Origin of the sequence: Methylomonas rivi (genome assembly GCF_024505165.1) — a bacterium.
In the GTDB taxonomy this organism is placed as follows: domain Bacteria; phylum Pseudomonadota; class Gammaproteobacteria; order Methylococcales; family Methylomonadaceae; genus Methylomonas; species Methylomonas rivi.
In genome coordinates, this window is sequence record NZ_JANIBK010000003.1 from 37,878 (window position 1) to 52,958 (window position 15,081).

The following is a 15,081-nucleotide window of genomic DNA, read 5'->3' on the forward strand; positions in this document are numbered from 1 at the left end:
GGCGGCTTATTCCCAGCTATTGATATCCTGGTCTTCGCCGTCGCCGCCTTCTTTTTCGTCGGCGCCGTAGCTGAATAAATCGAAGCTGCCGTGTTGGCCAGGGAACACGTAATGATATTCGTTCATCCAGGGGTCCTGCGGAACCTTTTCCTTACGCAAATACGGGCCGTTCCAGCGCCGGGCGTCGTTGGGCTTTTCGATCAAGGCCGTCAGGCCTTGTTGCTGGCTGGGGTAACGCCCCTCATCCAATTTGTACATATCCAGCGCCGCCGCCAGATCTTCTATCTGCACTTTGGCCGCCTTGGTTTTGGACGCCCCCATGTGCTTCATAACCTGCGGGCCGACAATACCGGCCAGCAAGGCGATAATCCCTAATACCACCAGCAGTTCCAGCAAAGTAAAACCGCTTTGGCGGCGATATGTGTGTTGCATGATTGCTCCTCCTTTAAACAGCAAGATCGTTGACACTCAAAATAGCTAATAAAATGGAGACAATGATACCGGCTATCATTAACCCCAAGGAAATTATCAAGGCCGGCTCCAGTAAGGCCAGCATGCGCTGGATGGTGGTTTTCAGCTGCTTGTCGTAAATGACCGCGATACGCAGCAGCATTTCTTCCAACTTACCGGTTTCCTCGCCCATTTTAATCATTTGCACCGCCAGCTTGGGAAACAGGTTTTGTTTGGCCAGAGCCTCCGACATGGTACGGCCTTGTTTTAACTGTTCTTCCGCATCCGCCAGCAATTCTTCCAGCACCGTGTTGGTAACGGTTTCCCGCACGATGCCCAGCGACTTTAGGATGGACACCCCATTGCCCAACAAAGTGCCGAAGGTGCGGCTGAAATTGGCGGTTTCCATGTTGACGACAATCTCGCCGAACAAAGGCGCGCGCAAAAAACGCCGGTCCCAGTCTTTTTTGCTGGCGGGATTACTCAGCTGCGACTTCATGAACTGCACCGCGCCCAACACCGACAGCAGCAGCAGCCACCAGTAGCTTTGCAAAAACTCCGCCAAGCCCACCACGATCTGGGTGGGAACCGGTAACGATTGTCCGGCGCTATCGAACATTTCCTTGAACTGCGGCACCACGAAAGTCAGCATCACAAACAAGGACGCCAACGACATCACCAGCAAAATCGCCGGGTATATCAACGCGGTACTGACAGTGTCTTTCAACTCCTGACTGCGCTCCATGTAATCGCCCAAGCGTTGCAACACCCCGCCCAGATTGCCGCCCATTTCGCCGGCCCGGATCATGTTCAGATAAAACTTGGAAAACACCCCGCTTTGGCTTTCCAGCGCATCGGCCAGCGCCTTGCCGGCCTTGACCTTCTCCAGCACATTGGCCACCAGTTTATTCAATTTGGGATTGTCTTCGGTCAACTGCAACAAAATCGTCAACGAACGGTCCAGCGGCAGGCCGGATTCCAGCAAGGTCGCCAGCTCACCGGTCAACATACCGATTTCTTTATTGGACAAGCGCACGGCGGCCGATTTGAGCCGAATACCGAGAAAGGTTTTATCCTTGGCCGGTTCGATGCGGATGGGAATCAATCCCTGGTTTTGCAACTCCAGCAATAGCGTTGGCTCGTCCTTGGCATCCCGCACGCCTTCTTCGGTCAGGCCTTGGTTGTTAACTACCTTGTAGGAAAATAAGGGCATGTTGCTGTTAGCGAATTCAATGAAAGATGGTTAAGCAGATTTAGTGAGCATTCTTAAATCATAAGTATCGTTATCTTCAATCGGAATGACCATAAGCCTAAGTTGATTCAAATCTTCCCATTCTTCTTTCTTGGGATTATTTGTCCTTGCTTTTTTCGACACTATGGCAACAGCTAATTCATTGCACGGTCTATTTTCATTCATTAACGCAATGTAATTGGGATGATTTTTTGTAGCCTCGAGTTGTTCAAGTGCGTAAGCATAATTATTGCCTTTAAGCTCAACCAGAAAGGAATGACGCTTACTTTTCGATTGTTGATAAAAATATAGGCAATCGCATCGCCGGGTATCGGTAATCAAGCAATCATCCACCTTGATTTTCATGGCCTTCCCGTTTGAACTTGGCGTTAACTTAACCCCTCTGCCTTTTTCCTGACCAATCAGAGAATCGCTTTCGCAGTTGGCTTTATCCATGGCGGAAAGTTTTTTTCTAATTGCCGAGATCATCTGCGATGCTCCCACTCGATATCGCGCATCGCCTCATATAAATCATTGATCCGGTCAAAAGGCTCGGTAAATTCAGCTTCGTCGATCAAGCCGGAAGCCAAAACAATATCCTTTACCATCCCATCACGCCCGAAATGGTAAGCCGAGACGTGTTTTTCCAGGGCTACCATATCGGGATGTTCGCCCTTCAATTTTGTTACATTGCTATCATCCGGGAAGTTCTTAATCAGACTACCGAATTTGATCAGGTTATTCACGCAAGACAATATGTAGGGACTATGGGTGATCAAAATAACCCTTAAACCTTGATTGATCGCTTCGGCTAGGCCGTTGACTAGCGTTTTTTGCGCTTCAGGATGCAGATGAGATTCCGGTTCGTCAATAATTACTATGCTATTGGGTTCAATCCAATGCCAAAACCCTATCAAAAGCGCGGACGTTTCCGTTACCATAGACGAAGTGAGATGCAGGCGAATTTTAGTTGCTATATCGTTGACTTGGTAGCGAAAGTCAGGCAGCTGACCCTCAGACTGTTCAATCACGATACGGTCTTCACGATATAACCGGCGTTGTAATTCCACCGCAATATCGGCTAAAGGACCAACCACGGAGCTATCCAGATCATAGAGTCGACTAATAAAGTCCTCGGTCGGTCTATCGAATCGAGCCAGTTTGCCTGTCTTGCGAGTTTGATGGCCTCTGCTGGCCAGCAAGAGTTTGTCGGATATGGTTTCCAAACCCACATGTTCATCGGCTCGTGCCCTATATATCTCCTTATAAGTGAGCATAAAGTTGGACCGCGCAGCCGGAAAATAATCCGCAACACCACCGCCTACACCCCAAAAAAGGTACCAACACAATGCCCAGATGAATTGTTCCGGTTTAACTTCCTCTCTAGTCAACAATGTTGCACTGCTTTGAGCATTTATCCATGTCTTAGCTTGATCGATTGCCGCACTAATAACTTCTTCCAATACTTCTTCCGGCAAAACAATAACATCCGAATAAGTAATTGTTGTTTCGTAAAACAATTGGCTATCGTCATTAAAATATTCGCCCAATTTGTCTTTAAACAGTTCCGCATACAAATTGGCTAAATTTGGCATCGCTTGCTGCAATGAAGAAGGTTTCAGTCGTTGCAAGTCTGTTAAGACCTCTTGCACGGTACCCATAGCTTTACCAAACAACGCTTGATAAAAATGTTCCGCATGATTGAAATAACTAGCCGCTAGTGTTTCATGTCTCTGCAACCCGTAAATCACCTTCGCCAAATAGCTTTTCCCTGTACCGTTCGGTCCCACAAAGACCGTCAGCCCACCCAGTTCAACCGTGGCTTCTTTTATTGGGCCGAGATTCGTTACCGCAATTTTCATAGATTCATTACCTTCATTTTACGGTTGCTGTTTTTTATAAACTCGAAACTGGGTTGTGCAGAAACAAAATTCATTCCCCCTTCTCCGCCCGCTTCAACATCCCGAACAACTCGCTATCGGTCGACAATACGATGCTGGCGTCGCTGTTGATGACCTTGCGGTAAGTTTCCATGCTTTTCATGAACTTATAGAACTTGGCCGCTTCCGGTCTTTGCCCGTAAGCTTTGGCGTAAATTTCGCTGGCTTTGGCGTCGGCTTCGCCCTGAATTTCCTGCACCCGCTTGTAGGCGGTGGACTGGATTTCGTTGAGGTCGCGCTCCTTGTTGCCGTTGATGCGGGCCGCCTCGCCCTCGCCTTCCGAGCGGAAGCGCTGGGCAATCTGCAAACGCTCGCTGATCATGCGCTGGTAGATCCGTTCCAGCACCTGCTGGTTGTAATTGATGCGCTTGAAGCGCACGTCCAGCAATTCGATACCGAATTCTTCCAACTTGGGCGCCGCCGATTCGAAAATACTTTTTTCGATGGCGACCCGACCGACCCGGATCGGCCGTAATACTCCCAGCGTGCCCTCTCCGGCCAAATCGCCCAGCGTTTCATCAAGAAACGGCTTGCGGTCTTTATCGGTACGCACCACTTCGATCAGCTCGTGGCGTGCAATGGCGGTGCGGGTTTCGCTGCCCAGGATGTCCTCCAGACGGGATTGGGCGCTACGTTCGTCCCGTAAACGCAGGTAGTAGCGCATCGGATCGGTAATGCGCCAGCGGGCGAAGGTATCGACCTGTACATAGGTCTTGTCCTTGGTGGACATTTCCACCATCGGCCCGTCCCAGGCCAGATAGCGTTTGTCGAAGCTATTGACCTGCTGCACGAAAGGCAACTTGAAATGCAGGCCAGGCTCGGTGATGGGGTCGCCGATCGGCCGGCCGAATTGGGTAATAATCACCTGTTCCGCCTGGTTGACGGTAAAGGCGGACAAATACGCGGTGAACGCCAGCACGGCCAGCAGCAGGCCGGGTTTTCCGGAAAAACTCATGGCGCGGCCTCCAATAGTTTGGATGTCATCGGCAGCATGGGCATGATTTGCTGCACGCTGTCATCGACGATGATTTGCTGTCTGGCCTGCGGCAACACATCGCCCAGGGTTTCCAGATAAATCCGGGCCCGGGTCACGTCCGGGGCTTTTACGTACTGCTCCAGCACTTGAGTAAAGGCATAGGCATCGCCTTCCGCTTCGTTGATGCGTTTGAAGCGGTAACCCTCGGCGGCGCGAATGTTCTGATCGGCCTCGCCGCGCGCCCGGGGCACGGCCTTGTTATATTCGCCGTTGGCGATGTTGATGACGTTTTCCCTGTCCTGTTGGGCGCGATTGACTTCGTTAAAGGACGGCTGTACCGGCACCGGCGGATTGACGTTTTTCAGCTGCACTTGGTTGACGGTCACCCCCAACTGGTAGCGCTGGGCCAATTCGCGGGTGCGGATCAGCACCGAATCCTCGATTTCCTGCCGGCCTATGGTGATGATTTCGTCCACCGTGCGGTCGCCCACCACTTCCCGCATCACCGCTTCGGAAATATCCCGCAAGGTTATGCCTGGATCGCGCACATCGAACAAGTATTTCTCCGGGTCGGTAATCCGGTACTGCACGATCCACTCGACCAACGCCGAATTCAAATCGCCGGTGACCATGGATTTTTCCAGAGCCGGATCGCTGCCGATTTGGTCCGGATTCGTGTAGCCGGGGGTGGCGAAACCGAACTCCAGTTTTTGCTGGCGCTGGGTCGGCACTTCGATGACGTTATCGACGCCAAACGGTAATTTGGCATGCAGGCCGGAGGGCACCTTGTCGATGTACCGGCCGAAACGCAAGACGATGCCTTCCGATTCCGCGGGAATGGTATAAAACGACATATTGGCGCCGGTTAATAGCAAAACCGCCAGTAACAGGATTTTTGGCGATAACGGCAGTACAGCCGTTAAGCGTTCGAACAACGTGCTCGGATCGTTCACGCAAACCTCCATAATTCAAAAAAGACGGATGGCGAAACGCTCGGCTTGGCCTGTGAGTAGAAAAATAATTCGGAATAATCCGGCTTTAGGCTTTATTGAGCAAGCCCAAAGCCGAAAAAACATTTAGGGCGGGTTTTCACCGCGCCCCATGCAATATTAATGATGGCAGCCCGCACCGTGAATATGCCCGTGAGCCATTTCATCGTCGGTAGCCGGTCTGACATCGACTACTTCCACATCGAAAATCAGGGTTTCGCCGGCCAAGGGATGATTGCCGTCTATGGTCACATCGTCGCCGTCGATTTCGGTAATGGTGATAATGCCGGAGCCGTGGCTGACATCGGCATGAAACTGCATGCCCACTTCCACATCCATGCCTTCGAACATTTTCTTGGAAACCACCTGAACCATCTCCGGCGCCAATTCGCCGTAGCCGTCCTCGGGCGGAATGGTGACGCTAAACGTGTCGCCCGCCGATTTACCGGCCAATGCGGCTTCCAATCCTGCAATAATATTGCCGGCGCCATGCAAATATAACAACGGCTCTTCACCACGCGAACTGTCCAGTTGCTCGCCGCTGGGATTGGTTAGGGTATAATGGAATGAAACGGCTGTTTTATCAGTAATTTGCATGACTGCCTTGTAATTTGAAATAAATTGCCATTATAACCTTATCCCGGAAACGCATGTCACGTTGGAGACCACCCCGGCCAAAATCTTCCCCTTATATCACCCAGGAAGGCTACAAAACCCTGGAACAGGAACTGGCGCAACTGTGGGACAGGCGCAAGCACGTCACCGCCGCATTATCGGCCGCCGCCGCCGAAGGCGACCGCTCCGAGAACGCCGAATACATTTACCGCAAAAAGGAATTGCGCGAAATCGATCGCCGCATCCATTATCTGCAAAAACGCCTACCCTCGTTGACTGTGGTTTCGGAAAAACCCGGCAAGCAAAACCAGGTATTTTTCGGTGCCTGGGTCACCCTGGAAAATGAAGACGGCGAGGAAATCACCTACCGGATAGTCGGCGCCGACGAAATCGATACCAGCGGCGGTTTGATCAGCCTGGATTCGCCGCTAGCAACGGCTTTGTTAAAAAAACATCTGGACGATGAAGTCGTATTTAACCAAGGCGGCCGGCAAAGCCGTTATTACATTGTGGCGATAAAATACTAATGACCAAGCCCGGCTTGTTCTGGCGCTTAAAATGGCTGTTGCTGCTATTGTTCATGATGGCGCTCGATTTCGGCCCCATTCCATTTTCGGCCGCCGTTTTTATCTATATTTTTCTGTTTCGCCCAATCGGGTTCAAAAAATTTGTCGATAAATTATATTCCGACCGCATGAATCCGTGATGGCGCAGTATCTTTTTGTTTACGGCAGCTTACGAAAAAACAGAGCCGGGCGGATTCATCCTTTCCTGGCGAATCGAACCCGTTTTATCGGCAACGCCTCAATACCCGGCAAGCTATATCGAGTCCGCAATTATCCTGGTGCCGTACCGGATGCAATCGATAGCCGGAACCGGGTATCCGGGGAGGTCTACCAACTGTTGCAGCCGGAAAAACTCTTGCCGATACTGGATGATTACGAAGAATGCACCCCGCGCTTCCCGCCGCCTCACGAATACCAAAGAATGTTAAATACCGTGACGCTGGCGGATAATCGCGAATTAAACTGCTGGGTTTATCTATACCGCAAACCCACTATCCGGCTGCAACGCATTGAAAGCGGCGATTATTTCGATTACCTGGCTTAAACCGAGCCTAAAACAGCATTACCAACAAAGATAAAATCGTTTCCCCAACTCAACATTATGATCAGCATCATCCAACGCGTCGCGCAAGCCAAAGTCACCGTAAACCATGTCGATGTCGGCGCGATAGGCCCAGGCATTCTGGCGCTGGTGGCGGTGGAAAAATCCGACGATAAACCGCAAGCCGACCGCCTGCTGGAGCGCATTTTGAATTACCGCATATTCGCCGATGCCGACGACAAGATGAATCTGAGTCTGCGTGAGATTCGAGGCGGATTATTGATCGTGCCGCAATTCACACTGGCGGCGGACACCCAAAAAGGCAACCGCCCCAGTTTTGCCTCGGCCGCTCCGCCGGAAAAAGGCCGCGAACTGTTCGGCTATTTCCGCCAGCAAGCCAGCTTGGTTTATCCCGGCAGCCAGTTCGGCCAGTTCGGCGCCGATATGAAAGTGGCGCTGATCAACGACGGGCCGGTGACGTTTACCTTGCGCTGTAATTAGTTCAGGCGCGGCTATTCCGGCTGGCTCGCATCAAGCAACCCGCGCAGACGCTGTAACTCCTGCGGCAAGGTGTTATCCGGCATATTCTGGCCGGCGCGCCTATACCAATAGCGCGCATTGCTTAAATCGCCTTCCACTCTATGCAAATAGCCGTGAATCAGGCATGACAGCGTATCTGCATGGGATTGCACCCATTCATGCGCCTCATCCCATCTGCCCGCCGCGGCCAGTTGCAACACTTGTGCGTGATCCACCGACATATCCGCAAACGTTTAACCCACCCAAACCCGGGCATTTCTAAACATCCGCAGCCAGGCGCCGTCTTCCAGCCAATCCGCCGGATGCCAGGAATTCTGCACGGCGCGGAAGCAGCGCTCGGGATGCGGCATCATGATGGTGAAACGGCCGTCCGCCGTTGTCAACCCGGTAATCCCCAGCGGCGAACCGTTCGGATTGGCCGGAAAAGCGGTGGTTTCCTTGCCGTGGTTGTCGACATAACTGACGGCAATATTCACATCCGCCGGATTTTGCGAACCGAACTCGGCGCGGCCCTCGCCGTGCGCGACCACAACAGGCAACAGCGAACCGGCCATGCCGGTAAAGAAAATCGACGGCGACGCCTGCACTTTCACCATCGCCACCCTGGCCTCGAACTGCTCCGATAGGTTGCGTTTGAATTGCGGCCAGTGCTCGGCGCCGGGGATAATGTCCTTTAAACCGGACATCATCTGACAACCGTTACAAACCCCCAAGCCGAAGGTATCCTCGCGGGCGAAGAAGGCGGCAAACTCGTCGCGGGCCTTGGGGTTGAACAGGATCGATTTGGCCCAGCCGCCGCCCGCGCCCAATACGTCGCCGTAGGAAAAACCGCCGCAGGCGACCAAGCCGGTGAAATCGGCCAAACCGACCCGGCCGGCAATGATGTCGGTCATATGCACGTCGATGGCCGCAAAACCGGCCCTATCGAAGGCCGCCGCCATCTCGACATGGCCGTTGACGCCCTGCTCGCGCAAAATCGCCACTTTCGGCCTGACGGTACGCTCGAAGCGGGCGGCGATGTTGTCGTTGATATCGAAACTCAGCGAGGCCGATAAACCGGGATCGTTGTCATCGGCGATACGCTCGAATTGCTGGCGGGCGCAATCGGGATTGTCGCGCAGGGCCTGCATGCGGTAACTGACTTCCGACCAAGTCTGTTGCAATTCGGCGCGTCCGGCCGAGTAAAGCAACTGCCCGCCGTGTTTGATTTGCAGTTGCTGCCCGGATACCACGCGGCCGATTTGAAAACTGCAATCGTCCAGTCCGGCTTGATCCAGGATTCTGGCGACTTGGTTGAGGTCGGCGGTTTTGATCTGGATCACCGCGCCCAATTCTTCGTTGAACAAGGCTCCCAAGACGTCGCCACCCAACACGGACAGATCAATGTCAACGCCCTTGCGGCCGGCAAACAGCATTTCGGCTAGCGTAGCCAGCAAACCGCCGTCGGAACGGTCGTGATACGCCAGCAACAGGCCTTGCTGGTTCAAGGTCTGAATAGTGTCGAAAAAAGCCTTGAACAGCTTGGGGTCGTCCAGATCCGGCGCTTGATTGCCGAGCTGGTTGTACACTTGCGCCAATACCGAGCCGCCGAGGCGGTTTTTGCCCTGCCCCAGATCGATCAGCAACAGCACACTGTCCGTATATCGCAACTCTGGCGTCAGGGTGCGGCGGACGTCCCGGACCGGCGCGAATGCGGTAATGATCAACGACACCGGCGAAGTCATCACTTTATCGCAGCCGTCTTCGCGCCAGACGCTTTTCATCGACAAGGAATCCTTGCCCACCGGAATGGCGATACCCAAGGCCGGGCACAGTTCCATACCGACGGCCTTGACGGTATCGAACAGCACCGCATCTTCGCCGGGGCTGCCGGCGGCGGCCATCCAGTTGGCGGACAATTTGACGTCGCCGAGTTTACCGATGCGGGCCGCGGCCAAATTGGTCAAGGCCTCGCCTATGGCCATGCGTCCGGACGCCGGGCCGTCGATCAACGCCAACGGGGTGCGTTCGCCCAGCGCCATCGCTTCGCCGCTATGCGCATAGAAACCGGAAGCGGTTACGGCCACATCCGCCACGGGGACTTGCCAGGGACCGACCATCTGATCGCGCGCCACCAAACCGGTCACCGAGCGGTCGCCGATGTGAATCAAAAAGCTTTTATCCGCCACGGCCGGAAACGCCAGCACCCGTTTAACGGCGTCGGCCAGCTGCACGGATTGCAGTTGCAGTTCCGGCAAGGTTTTAGTCAGGCGGCACACATCTTTGTGCATTTTCGGCGGTTTGCCGAACAACACCGACATCGGCAGATCCACCGGGTTACCGACGCACACGGATGTGCCAGTGTCGCGGGAGGCAGGATGCTGAGAGCGACCGCCCAGCCATTCATCGCTCAGTGTTAAATGTTCCTGGTCGGTAGCCTCGCCGATCACAGCATACAAGCAATGTTCGCGTTCGCAGAAGGATTGGAACAGCGCCAGCGACTCCGGTTTGATGGCCACCACATAACGTTCCTGCGCTTCGTTGCACCAGATTTGCATCGGCGACATGCCTTTATCGGCGTTGTTGACCTTGCGCAGCTCGAAGCGGCCGCCGCGGTTGCAATCGTGAATAATTTCCGGCACCGCATTGGACAAGCCGCCGGCACCAATGTCATGAATCGAGATGATCGGCGTGTTGTCGCCCAGCGAATTGCAGTGGTTGATCACTTCCTGGCAACGGCGCTCCATTTCCGGGTTTTCGCGTTGCACCGAGGCGAAATCCAGTTCGGCCGCGCTTTCGCCGGAGGTTTGCGAGGAGGCGGCGCCGCCGCCCAAGCCAATCAGCATGGCCGGCCCGCCCAGAATGATGATCAACGAACCGGCCGGAATGGGATGTTTATCGACCAGCATGGGACGGATGTTGCCCATGCCGCCGGCGATCATGATGGGCTTGTGATAACCGCGAAACGTATTGGGCTCTCCGGTTTCGGCATTTTGTTCGAAACTGCGGAAATAACCGGCGATATTGGGCCTGCCGAATTCGTTGTTGAACGCCGCGCCGCCGATCGGCCCTTCCAGCATGATGTCCAGCGCGGAAACGATACGCTCCGGCTTGCCGTTATCGGCCTCCCACGGTTGTGCGAAACCGGGAATTTTCAGATGCGAAACACTGAAACCGGTCAGGCCGGCCTTGGTGGCGGAACCCCGTCCGGTGGCGCCTTCATCGCGTATCTCGCCGCCGGAACCGGTGGCGGCGCCCGGATGCGGCGAAATCGCGGTCGGATGATTATGGGTTTCCACCTTCATCAAAATATGCGCGGCTTCTTCCACGTAGCCATAGGCATGGCTGCCGGCGTCGCGGATAAATACGTGCGCTTCCGGGCCTGCCATGACGGACGCGTTATCGCTGTAGGCGGACAAAATGCCTTCCGGATGTTGGGTATGGGTGTTGCGTATCATCGCAAACAGCGACTTAGCCTGTTCCTCGCCGTCTATAGTCCAGCTGGCGTTAAAAATTTTGTGCCGGCAGTGTTCGGAGTTGGCCTGGGCGAACATCATCAGCTCGACGTCGGTCGGGTTGCGGCCCAGTTGGGTAAAACTGTCGGTCAGGTAATCGATTTCATCCGCCGACAAAGCCAGCCCCAGTTCGGTATTGGCCTTGACCAGCGCGGCGCGGCCTTGTTCGATGATGGCGACGCTTTGCAAGGGCTTGGGATCGTGCTCGGCAAATAAATCCAACCGCGCGGGGTCGGTCACGGCTTGCTGGGTCATGCGGTCGTGCAGCACGGTAGCTAAGATGTGCAAGGCGTCCGCGTTCAGTTGAACGGAGCCGGTAAACGTATATTCAATTCCGCGTTCGAGGCGTTTCACCGCGGACAGGCCGCAGCGTTCGGCAATTTCCGTGGCTTTACTGGACCAGGGCGAAATAGTGCCCAGTCTGGGCACAACCCATAATGACGCCGTAAAAACAGTCTCGGCCCGGGTATCTTCGGCGGCGGCCGCTTCCTGGGCGACATCGCCGTAATCCAGCAGACGCGACAGCATTTGGGTTTGGGTATCGGTAAGCGGGCCTTCCAGTTGCGCAAAATGCACGAAACGGGCCGATACGGCTTGGATGGAAGCATCCAAGCCTTGCAACCGGCTGAGTAGCTTTTCGATGCGAAACGAAGAAAGGGCGGCGGTTCCGGGAATAGTCAACATGGCGGTTTCGAATAAATGGTAAAGCGGGTTACGGAAGAACTGGGGGGGATTAACAGGCTGAAAAATGCCGATCCGAATCAACCCTGGCTAGTCATGTATGACCGGGTTTTCAGTGATTGGCTGCCTGACAGGTTCGGCGGCCGGCTGCTCGGGCTCGTCGGCGGCCTTATCCTGATCGACCGCTTGGTTGATGCCTTCGGTGATCAATTTCAACAAGGCATTGGCGGCGGGGGTCGACAGCGCCTTGCCTTGCTCGTCCCGGACGGTGACCTCGCTCATTTGCGCACCTACCCCCCGCACACTGATGCGGTATTCCCGTTCCTGGCTCGGATCGTCGCCGAACAGAAAATTGAATTCGTCCCAGATGCTTTCATCGCGGGCTTCAACCGCGTTCGGGTCGTATTTAACGTAAAAATAGCCTTTATCGATATTACGCTCGACGATTTCGACTTTTTGCCGGGTCAAGGCCCGGCCCACCATACGGGTGGCCTGCATTTTGGCTTGATCGATTTGCAAACTGCTGACGCCGCCGGTTGCATGAGTCTCGGGAAGCGCCGCCTGTTGGGGCTCGGCATTTTCCGGAACGGCTTGCGGTTCGGCATTTATTTCGGCGGTTTCGGATCCGGGCGGCTCGGCCTTGGATACGCCGGAGCGGTCATTTTCCGGACCGGCTGCGGCGGCAAGGGAAACAGCCTCCGCTTCCGGATTGGATGCCGCGGCATCCGAAACCGTGCCGGCTTCGTCGGCCGATACCGCCGGTTCGGGCGCAATCGCGCCGGCCAAGCCTTTGTTTTTCAAATCGTCCGGCACGATCAGCTCGGGTATTTCGGAAGTAAACTGATAATCCCTTTCTTTATCCGGAAACCAACTCTTGATCGTGCCGCAGGCGGAAAGCCCGCACAGGATCAAACTGCCGGCCATCCCGCGCAGAATCATGTTTTTATTCATAATTTATAAAACGCCGGCCTGCTGCATGGCCGCGCGGACCGGAGCGATGCAGTCGTCGCTCAGCCAGGTCAGCGGCAGGCGGATGCCTTTACCCATCAAACCCATTTCCGCCACCGCCCATTTCACCGGGATCGGATTGGACTGAATAAACAAGCTGCTGTGCAAGCCGGTCAATTTAGCGTCCAGCGCTTCGGCCGTTGCCCGGTCGCCCCGCAGAGCGGCGGCCAACATGTCGCGCAATAATCTAGGCGCCACATTGCCGGTCACCGTGATGCTGCCGTTGCCCCCCAACAGGCAAAACTCCAGGCTGGTGGCATCGTCGCCGGTATAAAGGGCAAAATTCTCGCCGGTCAGCTCGCGGATTTGTTTGACCCGTTCCAGTTTGCCGGTGGCCTCCTTGACGCCGACAATATTATCGATGCGGGACAAGCGGCCCACGGTTTCCGGCAAGAGGTCGCAGCCGGTCCGGCCAGGCACGTTGTACAGAATTTGCGGAATATCGACCGCTTCGGCAATGGCTTTGTAATGCAGGTATAGACCTTCCTGGGTCGGCTTGTTGTAGTACGGCGTTACCAATAAACAGGCGTCGGCGCCGGCTTGCTTGGCGCGTTGGGTCAGGCGTATCGCTTCCCGTGTGCAGTTGGCGCCGGTGCCGGCGATGACGGGCATGCGGCCCGCCACGTAGTCCACTACGGTTTTGATGACTTGGCAGTGCTCGTCTTCGTCCAAGGTGGCCGATTCGCCGGTGGTGCCTACCGCGACCAGCGCATCCGTACCTTGCTCGACATGAAACTCCACCAACTTTTTCAGACTCACGTTGTCCACCGCGCCGTCTTCAGTCATCGGGGTTACCAAAGCAACGATACTACCTTGAATCATGCACATCTCTCGTCAGAATTTTTCCAAAAACAGCCGGCATTATAACAAGCAAAACCGTAAAACCCAGCCTGTTATATTTGCTTGCCGGCCAGAAAACGATCCAGGGCGTTGGCAAAATTCTGCACGTCCCTGGCCGCCATGGCGGCCGCTCCGCCCGTTACCATGCCGCTGTCGCGCATTTGCGCCATGAAATCCCGCATGGCCAGCTTTTCGCCGATATTGTCCTTGCTATACAACTCGCCGCGCGGATTAAGGGCAAAACCCTGATGTTGAATGACTTGCGCCGCCAGCGGAATATCGCCGGTAACGATCAGATCGCCGCCCCGCATGTGCCGGACGATATAATCGTCCGCCGCATCGAAACCGCCGCCGACGCGGACGGTCCGAATGTATTTCGAAGGCGGCGCGCCGATGAATTGGTTGGCCACCAACACAGTATCGAGCTGTCTTTTTTGCGCGGCCCGGAACAGCACGGTTTTAACCGGATTGGGACAAGCGTCGGCATCCACCCAGATAGTCGGACTCATGGGATACGGTCCGAACTGGTGTGCCCCAAACTTTTACGTACAAACCAGCCGTAGTACAGGGCATAGGCCACCAGAAACACCAAATAACCCGACCATAAAATATCCGAGACGAAATGGCCGCCGGCGGTCATGCGGGTAAACCCCATGATCCAGGCGAGCACCAACGTCAACGTAAAGTAGAAGACTTTATGGTTCTGCGATAGAAAATACAGCACAAAGAAAGCGTATCCCACCGAACAATGCCCGCAAACAAACGACTTGTCCGGCGTGTGGCCCGGCTTCAAGGGCGGCACATAGGCATATTCGCCGCCGAATTGCTGGATATGCACCGGCCGCGGCCGCCCCCAATGGTCTTTGAAGACCAGATTAACCACCAAGCCAGGGCCGATGGCGATCACCAGTAAAACATACAGCGCCCGCCTGCGAAACCGCCGGGTAAAACTATGAAAATGGCCGCTTACAAATACCGTCAAGGCCGATAGTCCGGCGATTACCGTAAACGGAAAAGCGTAGTCATACAGAAATTTAATCGGCGGCCAATATTGCACGGGCCAATCGGCAAGCGCATGTCCTGGATAATAAAAAAGCGCGGCCAACCTGAAATCCAGGTCGGTCAGCCAAAACAGCAAGGTAGTAGAGACAGCCAGCAACAACAATACCAGCAATTCCAGCTTGGCCCGCTTGATTTTCCGATGCGGCAT

At 54.7% G+C, this 15,081-nt stretch carries 16 protein-coding genes; 3 read left to right on the plus strand and 13 right to left on the minus strand.

Annotated elements, in window-relative coordinates; translation table 11 throughout:
• Positions 1 to 6: 6 nt before the first annotated feature.
• The 7 genes from gspG to NP596_RS01270 all read right to left on the minus strand — a co-directional run bounded on the left by gspG (position 7) and on the right by NP596_RS01270 (position 6,183).
• On the minus strand, positions 7 to 432 hold the full coding sequence (gene gspG, locus NP596_RS01240) for a type II secretion system major pseudopilin GspG (protein WP_256613382.1): 426 nt from the start codon (positions 430 to 432) through the stop codon (positions 7 to 9).
• Positions 433 to 445: 13 nt separating this feature from the next.
• Positions 446 to 1,663: a type II secretion system F family protein gene (locus NP596_RS01245; RefSeq protein ID WP_256613383.1), complete on the minus strand. Its 1,218-nt coding sequence runs from the start codon at positions 1,661 to 1,663 to the stop codon at positions 446 to 448.
• 30 nt (positions 1,664 to 1,693) lie between these two features.
• A complete protein-coding gene (locus tag NP596_RS01250; RefSeq protein ID WP_256613384.1) occupies positions 1,694 to 2,170 on the minus strand; it encodes a hypothetical protein in 477 nt (158 codons plus the stop codon).
• Positions 2,167 to 3,543 carry an AAA family ATPase gene (locus tag NP596_RS01255; protein ID WP_256613385.1) on the minus strand — a complete coding sequence of 459 codons (1,377 nt, stop codon included), beginning with the start codon at positions 3,541 to 3,543 and terminating at the stop codon, positions 2,167 to 2,169. The genes NP596_RS01250 and NP596_RS01255 overlap by 4 nt, the downstream gene beginning before the upstream one ends.
• A 70-nt stretch (positions 3,544 to 3,613) precedes the next feature.
• Positions 3,614 to 4,576: a protease modulator HflC gene (hflC, locus tag NP596_RS01260; protein WP_256613386.1), complete on the minus strand. Its 963-nt coding sequence runs from the start codon at positions 4,574 to 4,576 to the stop codon at positions 3,614 to 3,616.
• Positions 4,573 to 5,550, minus strand: coding sequence for an FtsH protease activity modulator HflK (hflK, locus tag NP596_RS01265; RefSeq protein ID WP_256613387.1), 978 nt, complete (start codon positions 5,548 to 5,550; stop codon positions 4,573 to 4,575). The genes hflC and hflK overlap by 4 nt, the downstream gene beginning before the upstream one ends.
• Positions 5,551 to 5,706: 156 nt before the next feature.
• A complete protein-coding gene (locus tag NP596_RS01270) occupies positions 5,707 to 6,183 on the minus strand; it encodes an FKBP-type peptidyl-prolyl cis-trans isomerase (protein WP_256613388.1) in 477 nt (158 codons plus the stop codon).
• Positions 6,184 to 6,236: 53 nt separating this feature from the next.
• Here NP596_RS01270 and greB point away from each other — a divergent pair, with 53 nt between their 5' ends.
• The 3 genes from greB to dtd all read left to right on the plus strand — a co-directional run bounded on the left by greB (position 6,237) and on the right by dtd (position 7,809).
• A complete protein-coding gene (gene greB, locus NP596_RS01275) occupies positions 6,237 to 6,728 on the plus strand; it encodes a transcription elongation factor GreB (RefSeq protein WP_256613389.1) in 492 nt (163 codons plus the stop codon).
• 178 nt (positions 6,729 to 6,906) lie between these two features.
• Positions 6,907 to 7,311, plus strand: a complete 405-nt coding sequence (locus NP596_RS01280; RefSeq protein WP_256613390.1) for a gamma-glutamylcyclotransferase family protein — start codon at positions 6,907 to 6,909, stop codon at positions 7,309 to 7,311.
• A gap of 57 nt (positions 7,312 to 7,368) precedes the next feature.
• On the plus strand, positions 7,369 to 7,809 hold the full coding sequence (gene dtd / locus NP596_RS01285) for a D-aminoacyl-tRNA deacylase (protein WP_256613391.1): 441 nt from the start codon (positions 7,369 to 7,371) through the stop codon (positions 7,807 to 7,809).
• Positions 7,810 to 7,820: 11 nt separating this feature from the next.
• Here the strand turns inward: dtd and NP596_RS01290 are convergent, their stop codons facing one another.
• The 6 genes from NP596_RS01290 to NP596_RS01315 form a co-directional block, all read right to left on the minus strand.
• Positions 7,821 to 8,069 carry a hypothetical protein gene (locus tag NP596_RS01290; protein WP_256613392.1) on the minus strand — a complete coding sequence of 83 codons (249 nt, stop codon included), beginning with the start codon at positions 8,067 to 8,069 and terminating at the stop codon, positions 7,821 to 7,823.
• Positions 8,070 to 8,081: 12 nt separating this feature from the next.
• A complete protein-coding gene (gene purL, locus NP596_RS01295) occupies positions 8,082 to 12,026 on the minus strand; it encodes a phosphoribosylformylglycinamidine synthase (RefSeq protein WP_256613393.1) in 3,945 nt (1,314 codons plus the stop codon).
• Between the two features lie 87 nt (positions 12,027 to 12,113).
• Positions 12,114 to 12,974 (minus strand): NlpB/DapX family lipoprotein, encoded by an 861-nt coding sequence (gene bamC, locus NP596_RS01300; RefSeq protein WP_256613394.1) that lies wholly within the window; start codon positions 12,972 to 12,974, stop codon positions 12,114 to 12,116.
• 3 nt (positions 12,975 to 12,977) lie between these two features.
• A complete protein-coding gene (dapA, locus tag NP596_RS01305; RefSeq protein WP_256613395.1) occupies positions 12,978 to 13,853 on the minus strand; it encodes a 4-hydroxy-tetrahydrodipicolinate synthase in 876 nt (291 codons plus the stop codon).
• A gap of 71 nt (positions 13,854 to 13,924) precedes the next feature.
• Positions 13,925 to 14,380, minus strand: a complete 456-nt coding sequence (locus tag NP596_RS01310) for a YaiI/YqxD family protein (protein ID WP_256613396.1) — start codon at positions 14,378 to 14,380, stop codon at positions 13,925 to 13,927.
• Positions 14,377 to 15,081, minus strand: coding sequence for a phosphatase PAP2 family protein (locus tag NP596_RS01315; RefSeq protein ID WP_256613397.1), 705 nt, complete (start codon positions 15,079 to 15,081; stop codon positions 14,377 to 14,379). Before NP596_RS01315 ends, NP596_RS01310 begins: the two co-directional genes overlap by 4 nt.

Excerpts from the sequence above, each read along its gene's own strand:
- hflC (WP_256613386.1), bottom strand. The coding sequence starts at position 4,576 with ATGAGTTTTTCCGGAAAACCCGGCCTGCTGCTGGCCGTGCTGGCGTTC.
- dtd (WP_256613391.1), top strand. The coding sequence starts at position 7,369 with ATGATCAGCATCATCCAACGCGTCGCGCAAGCCAAAGTCACCGTAAAC.
- NP596_RS01315 (WP_256613397.1), bottom strand. The coding sequence starts at position 15,081 with ATGCCGCATCGGAAAATCAAGCGGGCCAAGCTGGAATTGCTGGTATTG.
- NP596_RS01280 (WP_256613390.1), top strand. The coding sequence starts at position 6,907 with ATGGCGCAGTATCTTTTTGTTTACGGCAGCTTACGAAAAAACAGAGCC.
- NP596_RS01270 (WP_256613388.1), bottom strand. The coding sequence starts at position 6,183 with ATGCAAATTACTGATAAAACAGCCGTTTCATTCCATTATACCCTAACC.
- NP596_RS01250 (WP_256613384.1), bottom strand. The coding sequence starts at position 2,170 with ATGATCTCGGCAATTAGAAAAAAACTTTCCGCCATGGATAAAGCCAAC.
- NP596_RS01310 (WP_256613396.1), bottom strand. The coding sequence starts at position 14,380 with ATGAGTCCGACTATCTGGGTGGATGCCGACGCTTGTCCCAATCCGGTT.
- NP596_RS01290 (WP_256613392.1), bottom strand. The coding sequence starts at position 8,069 with ATGTCGGTGGATCACGCACAAGTGTTGCAACTGGCCGCGGCGGGCAGA.
- purL (WP_256613393.1), bottom strand. The coding sequence starts at position 12,026 with ATGTTGACTATTCCCGGAACCGCCGCCCTTTCTTCGTTTCGCATCGAA.
- dapA (WP_256613395.1), bottom strand. The coding sequence starts at position 13,853 with ATGATTCAAGGTAGTATCGTTGCTTTGGTAACCCCGATGACTGAAGAC.
- bamC (WP_256613394.1), bottom strand. The coding sequence starts at position 12,974 with ATGAATAAAAACATGATTCTGCGCGGGATGGCCGGCAGTTTGATCCTG.
- NP596_RS01255 (WP_256613385.1), bottom strand. The coding sequence starts at position 3,543 with ATGAAAATTGCGGTAACGAATCTCGGCCCAATAAAAGAAGCCACGGTT.
- NP596_RS01245 (WP_256613383.1), bottom strand. The coding sequence starts at position 1,663 with ATGCCCTTATTTTCCTACAAGGTAGTTAACAACCAAGGCCTGACCGAA.
- greB (WP_256613389.1), top strand. The coding sequence starts at position 6,237 with ATGTCACGTTGGAGACCACCCCGGCCAAAATCTTCCCCTTATATCACC.
- gspG (WP_256613382.1), bottom strand. The coding sequence starts at position 432 with ATGCAACACACATATCGCCGCCAAAGCGGTTTTACTTTGCTGGAACTG.